Origin of the sequence: Brevundimonas sp., assembly GCF_041919755.1 — a bacterium.
Classification (GTDB): Bacteria; Pseudomonadota; Alphaproteobacteria; order Caulobacterales; family Caulobacteraceae; genus Brevundimonas.
On the sequence record NZ_JAYRTD010000007.1, the window covers coordinates 48,235 to 66,648 of the forward strand.

Here is an 18,414-nt window from a genome sequence, read left to right on the forward strand (position 1 = left end):
GGGCGTCTAAGGGTCGCCCCATGACGATAGGGCAGAACGCCGAAAAGACGAAGCGCGACGGATCATTGGCGCGCGCTGCACGTGCCACACTGCTGGCGGGCGGACTGCTGGCAATGGCGGGCCCCGCCTGGGCTGATCCGGCGCAGACCTATTATGAGCGCAGCTTCGTTCTGGCCGCCGATGCCCGCTGCGACCTGTTCCAGCCCCGCGTCAATGCTGCCCTGATCGCCGCTGCCTATCAGGCCCGGGGCGCGGCCCTGCGTTCGGGCGCGGCGCATGCCGATCTCAGCGCGACCGCCGCCCGGGCGCGCTCGCGCGCGGCCTCGATCTCGTGCGCCAATCCCGATCTCAAGACGGTGCGGGCCCGCGTCGACCATGCCTTTGCCGGCTGGTCGCGTATGCCGCGCATGGATTTCGAGGGCTGGTCCGCCAATCGTAGTGTTTACTCCACCCCGACCTGGCGTCTGATGCAGGCCTCGGCCAGCGGCGCCGCCCCGGTTCAGTTCGGGTTCGGCGGCACCGATCCGGTGCTCAGCGCGGTCGTCTCCTTCCCGGGCAAGCCCCGCCCGGTCGCCGCGCGTGTCGTCATGCGGGACGCGACCCTATTGCCACGCCCGTGGCTGTTGAACGACGCCCTGCCGCCCGTCTCGGTGCGCACCAGTCTGTGGGCGACTGGCGTGTCGCCTGCGGACGAGGGCCTGCTGGCCGCCGAGCGCCGCTCCGGCGAGGCTTGGCGCTTCCCGGCCCATACGACCTTGGCGCTGGCGGCCCTGGACCCCCGCGAGCCCTTCCTGGTCGAGTTCCACTTCCGCGACGGTAGCGTGGCCACGGCGCGGTTCACCGCCGGTGATTTCAGCGCCGGGCGGGCGTTCCTGGCGATGGGCAGCCTTTAGGCAGATCCGCCATTCGCCAGCGGAAGGGCGATAATCTCAGCACCGCCTTCTGGCACCGGCGCACGTGCAGGAACAGCCACGGGCATACGCACCGTCACAGCAGTGCCTTCGCCCAGGGTGCTGTCGATGCTCATCTGTCCGCCATGCAGCTCGGCAAGCGCCCGCACCAGTGACAGGCCCAGACCGGTGCCCTGACGGCGCTGTTCGATGGCCCCGGCCTGTTCGAACGGACGGCCCAGCCGTTTTACGTCTTCCGGCGCGATACCCACGCCGGTGTCGGCGACCGCCAGTTCCAGCCAAGATCCGACAGCTTCGCTGGTGATGGTTACGGCCCCGCCCGCGGGCGTAAACTTCACCGCATTGGACAGCAGGTTCAGCGTGATCTGCTTCAGCGCCCGCTTGTCGGCGGACACCTCGATCGTCTCGGACGGCAGGATGGCCGACAGGTTCACGCCCCGCTCGTCGGCGGTGACCCTCACGAGGGCCACGGCGGCCGACAGGATTTCGCGCGCGTCGAACCGCTCCAGCGACAGGGTGTAGCGTTCTGCCTCGATCTTGGAGACGTCCAGCACATCGTTGATCAGGTCCAGCAGATGCCCGCCCGCCTCATGGATGTTGTCGGCATATTCGCCGTAACGCTCGGGCAGGGGGCCGAACAGGCGCTGGCGCATCATGTCGGCAAAGCCCAGTACGGCATTCAGCGGCGTGCGCAGTTCGTGGCTCATATTGGCCAGGAAGCGCGTCTTGCCCGCCTCGCGCGTCTCGGCCTCGAACCGGGCGGCCTCCAGACCCAGCTCATGGGCATACTGCGGCGTGGCGTCGAAAGCCTGGACGAGCAGGCGCGGGCCATCGGTCTCGTCCATCCGGCTCAGGTGCAGTTGCAGACGGCGGTCCAGGGCCCCGCGCGGCGCGATCCGCACCGTCGCGTCATGACCCGCCAGAGCTTTCGACATCGCCGCCAGCAAGGCGGGTCGGTCGGGCGCATGGGCCGTGGCGATCAAGCCCTCGGCAAACAGGGGGTCAACCGCCACCCCCGCCGGCGGCTGGCCATAGGCGGCACGCACCTGACCATCGGGGGAGACGACGAGCGTCAGACTGCCCTGCGCCGCCAGCAGACGCTCCAGACGCTGCGCCTCGGCTTCGGCGCGGCTCAGCCGTCTTTCGCCCTGACGCCATGACAAACGCACCGCCGGTATGGCCGCCCCCGCCGTCAGCAGAGCCGCGACCGTCGCTAGCACGGGCCGGTGCGGCCCGACCGCGACCAGCAGGTTGGAGAACAGGCCCGACAGCACCGCCAGAGCCACCCCAAGCGCCCCGATCTGAACCGCCCGCGACCCGCCCATGGCCAGGCCGGCCGCCAGCGGCAGGAAGGCGAAGCCGGCCAGAGGCCCGCTCAGTCCGCCCGAGAACGCGGCCGCCATGACCGCCGCCAGTCCCCAGGCCGCCAGCAGCAGCAGACGCTCGGCCTGGCCGTTGCGGATCAGCAGGCCCACTCCGATCAGGCCGGGCAACACCATGGCCACGATGCCGTAGAAGATCGCCCCGTCGACCGCCCCCAGCCAGCGTCCACCCAGCGCCAGCAGGGCCGCCGCCACCGCCCAGGCCGCATGCCAGGCGGCCAGCGCCGGTCCATCCTCGGCGCGGAGTGAACCGGCGAGGGGGCGTATCGGCGCGAGATCGGGCTTCGGCTGTGGGGTCAAGTCGGCGTCATGTCGTGCCCGGACGAAATCTCCGGTGCTTGCAGGTTAGCGAAGGGGGTGAGTCGCCCCAAGGCGGTTCCCGCCACAGGCGACTGGTTCAAGCCCGCCGGTGCCGATTTTCGGGGAGCGTTCTGGCGGTTGTCGTTAATGATCGATGAGCCTATCTGCCGCTCATGACCTCGACCGCTTCACGGGACCGCAAGTCCATCGACGACACCCTGGCCGAACTGGTCGAGGAGCTCGATCTGCTGGGAGACTGGGAGGGGCGGATCGAATACGTCATCGACCTGGGCAAGGATCTGGCCCCGCTGGCTGATGCGGATCGGATCGAGGCGAACAAGGTGCCTGGCTGCGCGGCCCAGGTCTGGCTGGCCGTGCATCCAACCGGCGACCGCCTGGTCTTCACTGCCGACAGCGACAGCGCCATCTCCAAGGGCAACATCGCCCTGTTGCTCAGCCTCTATTCCGATCGGACCCCGGACGAAATCCTGGCCTTTGACGCGCGAGCAGCCTTGGATCGGCTAGGCCTGCCCCAAGCCCTGACGCCTCAACGTGCCAATGGTCTGAACAATATGGTCGGACGCATCCGCGCGGCGGCGCAGACGGCGGCCTGATCACCCGATACGGTAGTGCGCCGCCAGGGCCGTCAGTCCCTGGATCAGCAGGACCTTGCCCGTGCGGCGTCGCAGGCCCAGGTCCTGTTCGGCCAGTTGCAGGGACGATGCCCGCACACAGATGCGATCGACCATGCCGCGGGCCGGACCACAGGCCGCCAGGGCCCGCTCGACCCGCTGACCGGCGGCCAGGGCGGCATCGCCCGGTTCCGCCCGCGTCGCCGATCCGCCGCCGGATCTGGGCAGGGCGTCCCATCGCATGGTCAAGGATGGTCCGCGCATCGCCGCCTCCGCCTCCGTCGCCAGTCGGCCCGCCGCCGCGACCTGGGCAGGCGACAGCCAGGGCCGGCCGGTCTCATCCTTGCGCCGGGCCAGCCAGGCGATCGGCGACTGGCCCAGATTGGCGCGGCGAGGGGTCAGCCGCCCGTCGCTGTTGGCGATCAGGGTCGTACCCTCGATCAGGCCGGGCCGACCGGGTTCAGGGGCGATGCCGTCGACGTCGGCCCGCGCGGTTCTCGCCACCCATCCGCCGCCGGGGCGGACCCTCAGGCCGGGCTGGACCACGAGCGCGCGGAACAGCGCTTCGTTGAAGGTCAGCAGCACCCGCGTCCGGCGCGTCGCCCCGATGCGCAGGCCATAGCCGTCCTTGACCGCATCGATCCAGGCTCCCTTGCGCCCCAGCAGCCACCTCGCCCTGGCCAGATCGCTCATGCCGACAGCTCGCAGCGCGGGGCCTCCAGCACATCGCGCAGGCTGCGTTCCAGCCGGTCCATCAGACGGTCCAGGCCAGGCTGGTCCCGTTCGTCCTCGGCCCAGCGACAGGCCGCCGCCGCCGTCGTGCGGTTCAGGCCGAACGCATGTCCCACATGATCCAACGTCCAGCTAAAAGTCACATGGGCCAGATACATGGCCAGCCACCGCGCCTTGCATGCCGCTCCCGACAGGCGCGCCCGCGCCGTCATGACCTCCACCGGCACGCCCGTCGTGGCCGCCACCATCTGCAGGGCCAGCCCTGCCTTGATGCGGTCCGCGACCGTCACCTGAACCCGATACGCCTGCGTCATCGATACACCCCTCTTTCACTGATCGCCCGGTCATTCACATGCGCCGGTCGCTTGAATAGGAATATAGTCCTGCTACGTCAGTTTCGGACGTAGCCGGTCGACAGGCCGCAGGAGGGGCGTGGATCGAAAAATATGCGCTGGATTGACTCGCGGAGTCTCGACGGCGATTCGCAAATCAGCCTAGTGATTCTCATATCGGGACGCCGTTAACCTTTCTTAAGGTTTTGAGAGATTAACGTGCGAACAAGGTTACCCGTTAAGCGGGACCATATTCATACGGCTGAGCTTGGCCTGGAGGGGCTTGAATGCGCGTTCTGCTTATCGAAGACGATCACGCGACCGCGCAAAGCATCGAGCTGATGCTGAAGTCGGAAGGCTTCAACGTCTACACGACCGATCTGGGTGAAGAAGGCATCGATCTGGGCAAGATCTATGACTACGACCTGATCCTTCTGGACCTCAACCTGCCCGACATGAACGGCCTGGAAGTTCTGCGCCAGCTGCGCGTCGGCAAGGTCAACACGCCGGTCATGATCCTGTCGGGCTCGACCGAGATCGAAACCAAGGTCAAGACCTTCGGCGGCGGTGCCGACGACTATATGACCAAACCGTTCCACAAGGACGAGCTGATCGCGCGCACCCACGCCGTGGTCCGCCGCTCCAAGGGTCACGCCCAGGCCATCATCCACACCGGCGAGATCGCCGTGAACCTGGACGGCAAGACGGTCGAGGTGAACGGTCACCGCGTCCATCTGACGGGCAAGGAATACCAGATGCTGGAGCTGCTCTCGCTCCGCAAAGGCACCACCCTGACCAAGGAAATGTTCCTGAACCACCTGTACGGCGGCATGGACGAGCCCGAGCTGAAGATCATCGACGTCTTCATCTGCAAGCTGCGCAAGAAGCTGGCGACGGCGGCAGGCGGCAAGCACTACATCGAGACTGTCTGGGGCCGGGGCTACGTCCTGCGCGACCCGTCGGAAGGTCAGCAGCCCACCAGCGCCGCGGCCTGATCTTCAGGGACGAAACACCAGAAACGACCCACGCCCGCCGGATCGCTCCGGCGGGCGTTTTGGTGTGTGCGGGTTGGGCCGGAAAGCGGACGGGCTGAATGTCCGCTAAGGGTGGAAAGTGGACCTTCGGTGTGCCTATGCTCTCACGATGAGACGGCGTTTTCCTGTTCGGGTCGCGGCTCTGGTGGTTCTACTCACCGGCTGCGGGTCTGCCTTGGCTGCGGTTCAGGACCAGCCAGCATCCACGCGATGGAAACGCACTCCCACGCCTGACGAAATCGCTCGCTGCCAGCCATTCGTCACCGACATTCCAGACGGCTTGGCCCTTCTCCGTTGTCGAGTTGGTGAAGGCGGAGAGTTGGAACGATGCGTCGTTCGCAGCACCACCAACGTCAGGCTTGGAGAGTGGGGAATGTGCATGTCAGCACGATTTGTGGCCGATGACGCGCACGTTGGGCAGGAGGTCGAACTGCCCCTACAATGGCGACGCCCCGCTTAAGCAGATGTCCGCAACGGTCGAGAGCGGACGGATGCGACGGGAAACAAAACAGACCTTCCCGCTACCCGCTCTTTGGCTTGCGGTAGGATTTCCGTCCCACGTCCTTCGCCTTGGCCGCAGTGAAGGCGCGCACCTGTTCATCCAACTCGACTAGAGCAGCTTTAAAGGCCGCAGAACTTTCGTCTTTCGGGGTCACGGCGAAGCGATGGCGCTTGCCGTGGTGATGTACGCTTCTGGAAACCGTGGTCGGCATTGTTGGATTGAGCACGACCCGATCACAGACTGCAATGTCCGCAACGGGTCGAAAGCGGTCTTTTCGTTGCCTTCCGCAGCAAGACATTTTGGCCAACTTGCGCCCACCCAGCGCCCATCGTTCGGTGACCCACTAAACATCGATCACCTTCGCGCGAGACGGCCGCGCAGGCATTGCGGCCTGTAGCGCGGTCCCTCATTCCACGCGGGCCTCCCCGGCACAGTTCCAGTCCCGCCGCCGATCCGATCGGTGCCGCGTTTCCGAAAGTCAGTCCCATGAAAACGTCCCGACTCCTACTGGCCGGCGCGGCCTCGGTCGTCGCCGTCGCCGCCGCATCGCCTGCCGCCGCCCAGGCCTACTATCTGCAGGAACAGTCCGCCCGCGCCGCCGGTCGGGCCTATTCGGGCGAGGCGGCCGATACCGGTGTGTCGTCGCTGTGGTGGAACCCTGCCGCCATCGCCCGCAGCGGACGCGAGGTCACGGCCGGCATCCATGCCGTGGCCGTCGGCTCCGAGGTGAAGAACACGGGCTCGACCCTGACCTATCCCGGCGACATCACCGTGCCGGTCGCGGGCAACAATGCCAACAGCCCGATCGAGAGCGGCCTGGTGCCCAACTTCGCCATCGCCACGCCCGTCGGCGACCGCTTCGCCGTCGGCCTGGCCGTCGCCGCGCCCTACAACTTCACCACCAAATATCAGCCGGAGGCCTTCGCCCGCTACGACGCCCTGACGTCCGAACTGCGCTCGGCCAACATCGGCCTGGTCGGGGCGATGAAGGTGACGGACTGGCTGGATATCGGCGCGGGCTTCGACGCCCAGTATGCCAAGGCCAAGCTGACCTCGGCCCTGCCCAATCTGTCGCCCGCGCTGCCGGACGGGTTCTCCTCGCTGGAAGGCGACGGCATCGCCTATGGCTGGAACGTGGGGGCGCAAGCCCGCTTTGGTCGCTTCGACCTGGGGCTCAGCTACCGATCGTCCATCGAACATGAGCTGGACGGCGACGTCCTGATCTCCGGCCTGGTCGGGCCGCTGGAGACTGCCAATGTCGACACGGCGGGCACCGCCGGTTTCAGCGTGCCGTCCTTCCTCGCCGCCTCGGTCCGCTATCGCGCGACGGACAGGCTGACCCTGAATGCCCAGGTCAACCGCATCGGCTGGTCAGAGTTCGACGCCATTCGCGTGGTCTATCCGACCGGCGGCCAGACCATCGTTCAGGACTACAAGGACGTCACGACCGGCGCGGTCGGCTTCGACTATGCCGCGACCGACACCCTGACCTTCCGGGGCGGGGTGGGCTATACGCCGACCCCGACGCGCGACACCGAACGCACAGCCCGCATCCCCGACGCCAACCGCTGGCTGGTTTCGGGAGGCGTCTCGGTCAAGGCGACCGACCGGCTGACGATGGACCTGGGCCTGACCTATGTCGCCTTCGAGGATGGCGACATCTTCAGCGACCGCACCCTGTACGCCGGCACCCCCGCCGCCACCCTGTCCAGCCTGCGCGGCACCGCCGAAGGCTATGGCCTGGCCTGGTCGCTGGGCACGCGCTGGGCGTTCTAGACGACCACAGACCCGACGCGACGACGCCCGCCGGATCGCTCCGGCGGGCGTTTTCGCGTGCGGAGTGGGGCAGAGAGCGGGGTGTTGAATGTCCGCTGTGGGTGGGGAGCCGACGTTCAATGAACGGTAGGAAGCGGCGTCATCCGCTTTACCGCGCTCTCTTCGGCACCAGTTTGCCGCCAAACCTCTGCGAACAATTGGAATAGTCGAGCGAGTCCCTCAAAGCGGCCCCGGATTCCTCCGTAGCCATGAATAAGCGCCTTGGCCAAGGAGGCCTTGGCTCGCTGATGACCTCGAGAAGCGCCCGTCCTCAAGAGAGCTAAAGCTTTTCGTCGATCAAGCGCCACGCCTTCTCCGCGCGAGTAAAGGTGCGCGAGCGCGTTGTAGGCCGGGCCGTAATCTCTAGACGCCGCTTCTTGAAACTCAACCGACGCATCCGAGAAGCGGCCCATCTGATGATAAGTGACGCCCAGCCCGAAGTGCCCTGCGGCGTAGCCCGCTTCCGCCGCAACTCGGTACCAAGCTTCGGCACCGGCAAAATCTTTATGATCGTACCAACCCTTCGTCATACAGCCCGCCACACAAATAGTGCTGAGCATCGAACCGGCGTGTGCGAGCATCTCGAGCTCTTCTAGACCACGCTCCCACTCTGGGCCGTCGAGCAGCGCGCGAGCACGTTCGAAGTCCTCGCGAAAGGGATCGTTCAGTGCTTCCAAACCATAAAGCTCGACGGCGTCGATCATCACACTTTCAGATCATAGTCGCTTGAGATTTCCAAGTGGCGTCGAATGTCCGCAATCGGTCGAAGGCTGACCTCGGCTCCTGATCGCAGACACGACAACGCCCGCCGGGTCGCTCCGGCGGGCGTTGCTGTTCTCAGGTCACTTCAAGGCGATCAGCCCTTGGCGGCATAGCCCTTGCCGCCGTTGGAGGGGCGGCGGTTGCGGGGGCGGCGCTTGAACTGGCCCTCGGGCTTGGCCTCGGCGGCGGGGGCCGAGGTGTGGCGCGGGTCATTGTTCGTCTGGCGGCCGCGTTCTCTTGCCCCCCGTTCCTTGGCCATCGGATCGAAGGCGCGTTCCGGCGTCGGGCGGGCCTCGGCGGCGCGGCCCTTGCGGACGCGGTGGGGTTGACCGCCGCCTTCCAGCTTGATGCCATCCCGGCGTGGATTGCGGGACCTGTGCTGCTGCTGGCGATCGCCACGCCCGTCGTCGGGCATGGAGGCCTTGGACTTGACGCCCGAGGCCATGATCGACTGGTCCAGCAGGGCCAGCGACCTGTCGTTGCGACGGTCGGTGGCCGGGATCTTCTGGCGCGTGACCTTTTCGATGTCACGCAGCAGCTTCATCTCGTCGCCGGCCACGAAGCTGACGGCCGAGCCGTCCTTGCCCGCCCGCGCGGTCCGGCCGATGCGGTGCACATAGCTTTCGGGCACATGCGGCAGCTCGAAGTTCACGACGTGCGAGACGCCGTCCACGTCGATGCCGCGCGCGGCGATGTCGGTGGCGACCAGGACGCGCAGCTTGCCGGCCTTGAAGGCGGCCAGGGTGCGTTCACGCTGGGGCTGGCTCTTGTTGCCGTGGATGGCCCCGGCCTCGACGCCGCCGGCTTCCAGATAGGCCGCCACCTTGTCGGCCCCGTGCTTGGTCTTGGTGAAGACCAGGCAGCGCGTATATTCCGGATCGGCAAACATCTCGGTCAGCAGGGCGCGCTTCTTGCCCTGTTCGATGTGGATGATCGACTGGTTGATGCGCTCGACCGTCGTGGACTGGGGCGTGACCTGGACCTTGACCGGATCCTTCAGCAGTTCGCCCGCCAGCTTGCCGATCTCGCTGGGCATGGTGGCCGAGAAGAACAGGTTCTGGCGCTTGGCCGGGATGCGGCTGACGATCTGACGGATCGGCTTGATGAAGCCGAGGTCCAGCATCTGGTCGGCTTCGTCCAGCACGAAGATTTCGCACGTCGACAGGTCCAGGTTCTTCTGCTGGATGTGATCCAGCAGGCGGCCGGGCGCGGCCACCAGGATGTCCAGACCCTGTTGCAGGGCGCGTTCCTGCGCCCCGTACTTCACGCCGCCAAAGATCACGGCGACGCGGAAGCCCAGATGCCTGCCATAGGCCTTGAAGCTGTCGCCGATCTGGGTGGCCAGCTCGCGCGTCGGGCTCAGCACCAGGCATCGCGTGGTGCGCGGCACAGGAGCCACGCGATTGGCGGCCAGACGGTGCAGGATCGGCAGGGCAAAGGCCGCTGTCTTGCCGGTACCCGTCTGGGCGATACCCAGCAGGTCCTTGCCGGCCATCACGTCCGGAATGGCCTGGGCCTGAATGGGGGTGGGGGTGGTATAGCCTTCGCTGGTCAGCGCCTGCATCAGGGCCGGGTTCAGACCGAAGCTGTCGAATGTCTTGTTGCTCATGAAGCTATGTCTTTCGCGTATACGGCGACGCGCATCAGCCATGGCTCAACGCCGAATAGGCTGCGCACCGCCAGTCCCGATAGAGCCTCGAAATCGAGACCGCCGGGGTGGTCGGGCGCCGCCCCGCGTGTCCGGGCAGCGAATGAATCTTGAGGGCCGGCCGCTGCTACAGTCAGGTCTTCGGATATTGTGAAGACCCACACGCGCTGGAGCGCACCGGATATCGCTCTTGTGCGACGCAGCGCAAATGGACGTTCAATACGGCCAAGTCAAGGCGAGGCTCAGTTTCCGCCCAGAAGTCCCACGGCCAGGTTGACAGTCAAAGCCACAACGATGGTGTTGAACACGAAGGCCGTCACGCTGTGCATTGTCGCCGTACGACGCAAACTCTTGTCTGCAATCTGCACGTCCGCCGTCTGGGCCGCGACGCCGATGATCAGCGAGAAATGCAGGAAGTCCCAGTAATCGGGCTCCGCATCGTCGCCAGGAAAGATCAGCCCCCTACGATCGCCTCCATCCGCCCCCGACGCATAGAAGATGTGGGCATAGTGGAAGGCGAATATGACGTGCACGAAAGTCCACGACAGGGCCACGGTCACCAGGGCCAGCACAGCCGCCGTGCCTGTCGATCCCCCACCCGATGCGACCCGCACCGCCTCGCCGATCACCACGACGATACTGGCCACCGCAGCGATCAGGGCCAGGGGCAGGACGGCCGGTCCGGCTTCGTCGATGGCGTCGGCGCGGTCACGAATGTTGGCCACCGTTTTGCTACTCGCCAGACGCATCGCGCTTTCCAACAGATAAAGCCCAACCCCGACATCCCAGCCCAGCGCCAGCCGCGACAGCCATCCCCCGCCCACCGGCCACAGCAGGCTGGAGGCCGCTACGCCGACAAGCATCAGCAGCGGCCAATGCAGACGGAGATAGGCAGAGAATTTCATGACGGGATGATGCGCCGTTGCCGAGCGGAGGCAAGAGCCGAAGCTGGCCGCGAACAGAAGGCCCCCGGATCGCTCCGAGGGCCTTCGTACGCTTGATGCGTCGCGTGCTAGTGGACGGTCGGCTGTTCGACCTCGACGGTGACGCCGTCCGAGACCGGGGTGATCGGCACGGAGACCGAAGGCCCGGCGTTGGGGAAGTTGTTTTCGTCACGATTGGGGGCCAGGCCCTTCTCGATCAGATCCTTGATCTCCTCGCCGGACAGGGTCTCGTACTCCAGCAGCGCCTGCGACAGCTTCTCGTGGTCGGCGGCCTTCTTCTTGAGGATCCTGCGGGCTTCGTCCCAGCCGGAGGTCACCAGCTTCTTGACCTCGGCGTCGATGATGCGGGCGGTCTCCTCACTGATGTTCTGGCTGCGCGCGACCGAGTGGCCCAAAAAGACCTCCTGCTCGTTCTCGCCATAGGCCACGGTGCCCAGCACGTCGGAGAAGCCCCACTGCGTCACCATCCGCTTGGCCAGCTTGGTCGCCTGCTGGATGTCGGAGGAGGCACCGGAGGTGATGTTCTCCTTGCCGAAGATCAGTTCCTCGGCCACGCGGCCACCGGCCATGATGGCGATGCGATCGACCATCTGCTGATACTTCATTGAATAGCGGTCGCCTTCCGGCAACTGCATGACCATGCCCAGGGCCTGGCCGCGCGGGACGATGGTCGCCTTGTGAACGGGGTCGGCCATCTTGACGTTCATGGCGACGATGGCGTGGCCGGCCTCGTGATAGGCGGTCAGGCGACGCTCTTCCTCGTTCATGGCCATGGACTTGCGCTCGGCACCCATCATGACCTTGTCCTTGGCGTCCTCGAAGTCGCGGTGCGTGACCATGCGACGGTCCTTGCGCGCCGCCATCAGGGCCGCCTCATTGACCAGATTGGCCAGGTCCGCCCCGGAGAAGCCAGGGGTTCCGCGCGCGATGGTCTTGACCGCGACGTCGGCGGCCAGGGGCACATCCTTCATGTGGACGCGCAGGATCTTCTCGCGGCCCGAGACATCGGGATTGGGCACCACGACCTGACGATCGAAGCGGCCGGGACGCAGCAGGGCCGGGTCCAGAACATCGGGACGGTTGGTCGCGGCGATCAGGATGATGCCCTCGTTGGATTCGAAGCCGTCCATCTCGACCAGCAGTTGGTTCAGCGTCTGCTCGCGCTCGTCATTGCCGCCGCCCAGGCCTGCACCCCGGTGACGACCGACGGCGTCGATCTCGTCGATGAAGATGATGCAAGGCGCATTCTTCTTGGCCTGTTCGAACATGTCGCGCACGCGGCTGGCACCGACGCCGACGAACATTTCGACGAAGTCCGAGCCGGAGATGGAGAAGAAGGGCACGCCAGCCTCACCGGCCACGGCGCGGGCCAGCAACGTCTTGCCGGTGCCGGGAGGGCCGACCAGCAGCGCGCCCTTGGGAATCTTGCCGCCCAGGCGCTGGAACTTGCCGGGGTCCTTCAGGAAGTCGACGACTTCGGTCAGTTCTTCCTTGGCCTCGTCGACGCCGGCGACGTCCTCGAACGTCTTGCGGCCCTTGTGCTCGGTTAGCAGCTTGGCCTTGGACTTGCCAAAGCCCATCGCGCCCCGGGCTCCGCCCTGCATCTGGCGCATGATCAGGAAGTAAAAGCCGATGATCAGAAGGATCGGCAGAGCCCCGATCAAGACGTTCAGCCAAATGGAGGTCCGGGTAGATTTGATATCGACTTGCGCACCCGTCGCCTGAATGCTTTCGATCAGGTCGCTGTTCGGCAGCGTGGTGGTCGTGGTGAAGGTCTTTCCATCCTTCAACTTGCCGGTCATCATCTCGCCCTTGACCTCGACACCGGCAATCTGGTTGCCATTCCGGTAGGCGACCAACTGGCTGTAGGTGATAGGCTCTGGACGGGGCGCGGCCTTTTGGCCCGGCATGGGCGTGTTGCCCCCGCCGCCAAAGGCCATGAACAGCGTCAGCGCGCCCAGGATGATCACGCCCCAGATGGCGAAATTGCGCAGATTCATTCTCGTCTCGATCCCTTGGGACGCCAGTCTGTCCCGTCAGTCTGTGATGTCAGCACCGGAAATAGGCGTTTCCTAGCCCCAGCGCCATGTCTCGCTCAGGACAGATGGCGCTCATGCGTCACTGCGTCCAGTGCCAGCGCCAGTCTCTGTTCGACCAGGGACCGCGCCTGACCTGTGGTGCCTGCAAGAACCGGGGCATCACGATCGTTCCGGATCAGCACAGGTCGAGTGGGCCGTACGGCTGGCGGGAGAGACTTCAGCACCGCACGGTCGGCTTTGGACAGGGCGGCCAAGCGTCCTGCGGCGGCGGTAACGGTCCAGCCGGACTCATCGACTTTGACGGCCCAGCGCCCGTCCCAGACAGCCTCGACGGCGGGGGTCAGGGGCAGATCAGGCGGCGGGCGGCGGTTGAACTCCCCGGCCTCGCGGTGGATGAGGATATGGTCGGAGGCTGCGTGAAGGCGCGCGCCGCAGAGAGAGGCGGTGAAGGTGTCGGTGGTAGCGAGGCGCGCGATGAGGGCGGTGAGACGGTCGCCGCGCGGCATACGGTCGGAGCCACCGGCGCAAACCAGGGCGGCGGCGAGCGTTGGCCTAGAGAGGGTGCGGCCGAAGATCAGGAAACCTTCTCCCAGTGGGAGAGGGCTTGAGCCTTCGGGAGCGTAGCGATCGGCAAGGCGAAAGGGTGAGGAACGATGGCCTGAAGTCGGCGAAGTCATATTGTTATACGGAGCGACGGCCTGCGCCGACGCACATAGCCGACCCGCATCCGACCCGCTTGGCGGCCCACCTTCACGCAAACGGAGGAGGGAAGTCCTCGCACGACTTCTTGCGTATCTAACATCGTCGTTTCCCGGATCGTCGATCCAGGCTGCCCCCTGAGCCGCCAGCCAGTCGCGCAAGGCCTGCCGCCGGATGTCCAGCAAGGGCCGCAGCAGCATCAGCCCGCGCCCTTCAGGCCAGACAGGCGACGGCGACCATTCGCGCACGCGCCCCATTGTCGAGCCTTCCGCCCGCATCCAGTCGGCCTCGGCGACATCGTCGGCAGTATGGCCCAGCAGGATGACGCGCGCTCCGGCCGCGCGGGCCGCCTCGGCCAGCAGGGCATGGCGTGCGCGGCGGGCGGCGGCAGGCAAGCCGGTGACCGGCTTCGGCCCCTGCCACCTCAGGCCTTGCCAGTCGGCTCCAACGGCCAGGGCGGCGTCGCGAGCGAAGGCAGTCCAGCGGGCGCTGTCGGGATTGAGTGCGTGATCGACCGTCAGAGCCAGGATGCGACGATCGTTGGTTTGCGCCCAGGCCGAGGCCAGTTTCAGCAGGGCCAGGGAATCGCTGCCGCCCGACAGGCCGAGGGCCAGCGGGGCGTTGGTGTCGGACCGAAGCCTGGCGCTCAGGCGATCAAGCACGCGGGCGAAGGCGTGGCGCCCGTCGGCAGGCGGGGTCAGGGGCACTCCGCGTCGGACCGCACCCGCGCCGCCACGGCCCGAAGGTCCTGTGACGCGCGGGCATTGTAGCGGCGGGTGAATTCACCAAGCGCCGCGCAGGCCTCTGCCGGACGCTGGGTCGCGGCCAGCCCTCGCGCCAGCTTCAGCGTGACCTCTCCGGCCCAGGCGTCGGTGGGCCAGCCACGCAGGGCGCGGGCATAGGCGGAGACGGCCGCACCCTGGTCGCCCGCCGCACGCACCGCGTCACCGATGCGCCATTCGGCCTCGCGGCTTTCGGCGGTGTTGGGCCAGTTGGCGATGACCCGCTCCAGCGCCTCCAGCCCGCCCTGGCGGTTGACGGTCACCAGGGTGCGGGCGGCCGCCAGATCGCTGGCGGCGCTTCCGGTCGGAGAGGCGGCGGCCTGTTCGGCCTGGGCTTGGCGCTCGGCGGCGGCAGCCTGTGCAGCGGTCTCCATCGTGCGCAGGCGACCTTCGGCATCCCGCAAGCGGGTGCCGAGGGCGGCGTTGTCGCGCTGGCTCTCGTCCAGCTGGAAGCTGAGGCGCTCCAGATCGCCGTTGACGCGCTGGACGGTGGCCTCAAGATCGCGCAGGCGGCGGTCCATGATGGCGACCTGACCTTGCAGGGCGACAACCTCCGGGTCCGGTTCGACCAATACCGGCTGACCGGCGGCATTGCGCTGGGTTACCGCCCGCTCCAGACGGCGGACGTTTCGGTCCAGTTGCTCCAGACGGCGGTTGTCCCACTGCACGGCCGGAAGAGGTGCTGTCTGGGCCACCACGGTGGTCGTACCGGCGATCAGGACCAGGCCGAGCACGGTCAGGACGGCATTGCGGGGGCGGAAAAGGTCAGCGCGCTTCATGCCCCTGTCGTCCCACCGATTTGCGGCGTCTGCAAGGCTGGCGCGGACTACCGGCGGCAACAAAAAAGGCACCGACCGGAGCCGATGCCTTTTTCGCAATCACCTAAACGTCATCAGGTCAGCGCATCGCGCCCGAGACGATGGCCGTGTGGCCGTTGCGGTTGCGGGCAAAGGCGTCCTCGGTCGAGCCGGCGGCGATCGGGCGCTCCTTGCCGAAGCTGATGGTGTCGATGCGACCGGCGGGGATGCCGCGCTGGATCAGATAGGTGCGGATCGATTCCGCACGGCGGGCACCCAGGGCCAGGTTGTATTCGGCGGTGCCGCGTTCGTCGGCATTGCCCTCGATGCGGACCGTCACCTGCGGATAGCGCTGCAGCCAGGCGGCCTGGGCATCCAGGCGCGGCATGGCGTCAGAGCGGACTTCGTAGCTGTCCAGGTCGAAATAGATGCGGTCGCCGACATTGACGACGAAATCCTGTTCCGAACCGGCGGCCGGGGCACCCAGGTTGCCGCCGTCCACATTGCCGGTGCCGGTGCCGGGATAGACGGGGTTGTTGGCGGGCGGGACTTCGTTGCCGGCACCGGTATCGACGGGGCGGCGCGGGGTGCAGGCGGCGATGGCGGTCACGGCGACGCCGACGGCGGCGATACGCATCAGGTTCGAGGTCTTCATCATGGGACGTCTCCTAAGTCTTCGGGCCGAGGGCTCAGCTTGGCTGTATGAACCGAATAGGGCCGGTTCGTGTCATGGGGAACCGGGGTAACGCGGGTTTGAACGATTAGGCTCCCGCCGGTTCCTGATTTGAAGGGGTCAGGCCGGACAGGCGTCCGCGCCGCGACCACCGAGGTTGGCCGGCTGCTCATCCAGCAGGGGCGACCAGGCCGGGCTGCTGCCCCGACCGGTGTAGCCGGACTGCGAGATCACGCGGCCCGACAGGTCCACGGTCCACAGGCGAGTATCGCCACCCGGGCTCTGGCGCGCGAACATGATGTAGCGGCCATTGGGGGCCCAGGACGGGCCTTCCTCGAAATAGCTGGACGACAGGATGCGCTCGCCTGAGCCGTCGGCGTTCATGACCCCGGTCGAAAAGCGTCCGCCGCTCTGTTTGGTGAAGGCGATAAGGTCGCCGCGGGGGCTCCAGTTCGGGGCGGTATAAAGGCCACCGCCGCGGGCGACGGCCCGCTGGCCCGAGCCGTCCGCGCGCATCACATAGATACGCGCGCTGCCAGACCGGTCGGAGGTGAAGGCGATCTGGCTGCCGTCGGGGTTGAAGGTCGGCGAGGTATCGATGCCCGGATCGCTGGTCAGGCGCCGCACCTGACGGCTGGACAGATCCATGACGTAGATGTCGGTATTGCCCCCCCGGATAATCGAGAAGGCGATCTTGGAGCCGTCGTTGGAGAAGCGCGGGGCCAGGACCTGACCATCGAACTCGCCCAGGCTTTCACGCCGGCCCGTGCTGAGGTTGTACAGATAAATACGGCTGTAGTCCTTGCCGAGCGCCACATAGGTGACCTCGTTCGGGTCATGCAGCGAGAAGCGCGGCGACATGATGATCTCGGACCCATCCGTCAGATACTGCGGATTGAACCCGTCCTGATCCGAGATTGTCAGGCGCGACAAGCGGTTCAGCTGGGTTCCGCTTTCGGAGACGAACAGTACGCGGCTGTCGAACAGGCCGGTCTCGCCGGTCATGCGCTGATAGATCAGGTCCGCGATCTTGTGCCCGATCCGGCGCCATTGCTCGGGCGTGGCGGTGAACTGATAGGAGACCAGTTGGCACTGACGATAGGGATCGTACAGGCGAAAGCCGAAGTCGTTGCGACCATCGGGGCGAGGCGTCACCGCGCCGTACAGCACGGCCTGCGCCCCAATGGAGGTCCACTGCGGAAAGTTCGGCGCATTGGCCAGCGTCAGGCCGGTCTCGATAAAGCTGTTAGGGTCCAGCGGCTGGAAATAGCCGGTGCGACGCAGGTCCTCGCGGATCACGTTGCCGACATCCGAGCCGTTCGGACCATTGAAGTTGACCACGGCGATCTGGAGCGGGCGCAGGACGCCCTGGTCGATCTCGACCTCGACAGGTCCGCCGGTCGGGGGAGGGGTCTGGGGCGTCTGTGCGGTGGCGGCACTGGTGGCCAAGGCGACGATGGCGACGCCGGCCAGAAGTCTGTTCAGACGCATGAATTCAAGCTCCCGCAGTTGGGTGGACGTATCGGTCGGCCGGGCCGTCGAGGACGCACGACGCCACCATGGCCGGGATTGGGGCGACTTTGGGACAGCCAAGCTGTGCTGTCACCCCGGTGGCGGAAACGTGACCCGTCCTCACCGGTTCCGGCATGCACGTTCGGTATTGAAGGTCGGGCGGAAGGCTCCGCCAGGGAAGTCGTCCGGGACATCGAACGGTGCGGTCTGACGGATGGCCCGGACAGCCGCGTCGGCTGCGGCACGCCAGACCGGGTCGCTGCGGGCACCAATCAGGTCCGGCCCGTCCGTGATCCGGCCGCGCGCGTCGATCGTCACATCCATCTGGATGCGCAAATCACGCGCGCCCGGGATATCGCAGGGCAGGGTCCAGTTCGGATAGACCTGATTGAAGATGGCCGTGATCTGGGGGCCGACCGCCTGCGGTGCGGTTCCTCTACCCTGCTGACCAGTACGGGGCCGGTTACCGGGCGCGGTGGCTGTGCGGGGCGGGCCGGACAGGGCGTCCAGATCGAGCGCGGGCTGGTTGCGGGGCGGGGTCGCCGGACGCTGGGCCGGGGGGCGTGGGGTGGGCTGGGCGCGCGGCGGTGTGGGCTGTGGGCGCGGCGTAGGGGCGGGCCGGGTCGGGGCGGGCGTGGGGCGTGGAGCCGGTGGGGTCGGCTCGACGACCGGCGCCGGCTCCGGCGGCACTTCGACCGGGGCGGTAGTAGCGTCCTCGGTGACCAGTTCCTCGCTGGGATTGTCGGCGGGCCCGGCCTCGATCACCACGTCCGAGACGATCGACACGGGCACGGCGGTGACGGTCGGCAGAGGGGCCTTCACCCAGCCCAGGCTGCTGGCCAGGACGGCGATGCCGATCACGCCCGCATGCAGCAGGACCGAGGCGATCAGAGCAGGCGCGGGCCGTTGCATCGCGCG

Annotated in this window: 16 protein-coding genes; 4 read left to right on the forward strand and 12 right to left on the reverse strand. The window is 66.7% G+C overall.

What is annotated here, in order from left to right; all coding sequences use genetic code 11:
- Positions 1–20 precede the first annotated feature (20 nt).
- The gene (locus ACE3TH_RS10120; protein WP_374599630.1) at positions 21–893 is read left to right on the forward strand and encodes a hypothetical protein; all 873 of its coding nucleotides are present in this window, start codon (positions 21–23) and stop codon (positions 891–893) included.
- On the opposite strand, the gene ACE3TH_RS10125 is transcribed toward ACE3TH_RS10120, so the two are convergent.
- Positions 890–2,593, reverse strand: coding sequence for an ATP-binding protein (locus ACE3TH_RS10125; protein ID WP_374599631.1), 1,704 nt, complete (start codon positions 2,591–2,593; stop codon positions 890–892). The genes ACE3TH_RS10120 and ACE3TH_RS10125 overlap by 4 nt on opposite strands.
- A gap of 173 nt (positions 2,594–2,766) precedes the next feature.
- Between ACE3TH_RS10125 and ACE3TH_RS10130 the strand changes: the two genes are divergently transcribed.
- A complete protein-coding gene (locus ACE3TH_RS10130) occupies positions 2,767–3,207 on the forward strand; it encodes a SufE family protein (protein ID WP_374599632.1) in 441 nt (146 codons plus the stop codon).
- On the opposite strand, the gene ACE3TH_RS10135 is transcribed toward ACE3TH_RS10130, so the two are convergent.
- Positions 3,208–3,918: a DUF6456 domain-containing protein gene (locus tag ACE3TH_RS10135; RefSeq protein WP_374599633.1), complete on the reverse strand. Its 711-nt coding sequence runs from the start codon at positions 3,916–3,918 to the stop codon at positions 3,208–3,210.
- A complete protein-coding gene (locus tag ACE3TH_RS10140; protein WP_374599634.1) occupies positions 3,915–4,271 on the reverse strand; it encodes a chromosomal replication initiator DnaA in 357 nt (118 codons plus the stop codon). Before ACE3TH_RS10140 ends, ACE3TH_RS10135 begins: the two co-directional genes overlap by 4 nt.
- 305 nt (positions 4,272–4,576) lie before the next feature.
- On the opposite strand from ACE3TH_RS10140, the gene ctrA reads away from it, so the two are divergent.
- Positions 4,577–5,284, forward strand: coding sequence for a response regulator transcription factor CtrA (ctrA, locus tag ACE3TH_RS10145; protein WP_374599635.1), 708 nt, complete (start codon positions 4,577–4,579; stop codon positions 5,282–5,284).
- 1,027 nt (positions 5,285–6,311) lie between these two features.
- Positions 6,312–7,601, forward strand: coding sequence for an OmpP1/FadL family transporter (locus ACE3TH_RS10150; RefSeq protein WP_374599636.1), 1,290 nt, complete (start codon positions 6,312–6,314; stop codon positions 7,599–7,601).
- Between the two features lie 116 nt (positions 7,602–7,717).
- On the opposite strand, the gene ACE3TH_RS10155 is transcribed toward ACE3TH_RS10150, so the two are convergent.
- From ACE3TH_RS10155 to ACE3TH_RS10195, 9 genes are all read right to left on the reverse strand, one after another.
- A complete protein-coding gene (locus ACE3TH_RS10155; protein ID WP_374599637.1) occupies positions 7,718–8,344 on the reverse strand; it encodes a tetratricopeptide repeat protein in 627 nt (208 codons plus the stop codon).
- Positions 8,345–8,496: 152 nt separating this feature from the next.
- Positions 8,497–10,011 (reverse strand): DEAD/DEAH box helicase, encoded by a 1,515-nt coding sequence (locus ACE3TH_RS10160; RefSeq protein ID WP_374599638.1) that lies wholly within the window; start codon positions 10,009–10,011, stop codon positions 8,497–8,499.
- Between the two features lie 281 nt (positions 10,012–10,292).
- Positions 10,293–10,955, reverse strand: coding sequence for a DUF1345 domain-containing protein (locus tag ACE3TH_RS10165; RefSeq protein WP_374599639.1), 663 nt, complete (start codon positions 10,953–10,955; stop codon positions 10,293–10,295).
- Positions 10,956–11,062: 107 nt separating this feature from the next.
- Complete coding sequence (gene ftsH, locus ACE3TH_RS10170) at positions 11,063–12,994, reverse strand: ATP-dependent zinc metalloprotease FtsH (RefSeq protein WP_374599640.1); 1,932 nt, start codon at positions 12,992–12,994, stop codon at positions 11,063–11,065.
- A 95-nt stretch (positions 12,995–13,089) separates the two neighbouring features.
- Positions 13,090–14,439 carry a tRNA lysidine(34) synthetase TilS gene (gene tilS / locus ACE3TH_RS10175; RefSeq protein ID WP_374599641.1) on the reverse strand — a complete coding sequence of 450 codons (1,350 nt, stop codon included), beginning with the start codon at positions 14,437–14,439 and terminating at the stop codon, positions 13,090–13,092.
- Entirely contained in the window at positions 14,430–15,293 is an 864-nt protein-coding gene (locus tag ACE3TH_RS10180) for a tol-pal system protein (protein WP_374599642.1), read from the reverse strand. Before ACE3TH_RS10180 ends, tilS begins: the two co-directional genes overlap by 10 nt.
- A 118-nt stretch (positions 15,294–15,411) precedes the next feature.
- Positions 15,412–15,966 carry a peptidoglycan-associated lipoprotein Pal gene (pal, locus tag ACE3TH_RS10185; RefSeq protein ID WP_296168087.1) on the reverse strand — a complete coding sequence of 185 codons (555 nt, stop codon included), beginning with the start codon at positions 15,964–15,966 and terminating at the stop codon, positions 15,412–15,414.
- Positions 15,967–16,104: 138 nt separating this feature from the next.
- Positions 16,105–17,475 (reverse strand): Tol-Pal system beta propeller repeat protein TolB, encoded by a 1,371-nt coding sequence (gene tolB / locus ACE3TH_RS10190; protein WP_374599643.1) that lies wholly within the window; start codon positions 17,473–17,475, stop codon positions 16,105–16,107.
- Between the two features lie 141 nt (positions 17,476–17,616).
- The gene (locus ACE3TH_RS10195; RefSeq protein WP_374599644.1) at positions 17,617–18,408 is read right to left on the reverse strand and encodes a hypothetical protein; all 792 of its coding nucleotides are present in this window, start codon (positions 18,406–18,408) and stop codon (positions 17,617–17,619) included.
- Positions 18,409–18,414: the final 6 nt, after the last annotated feature.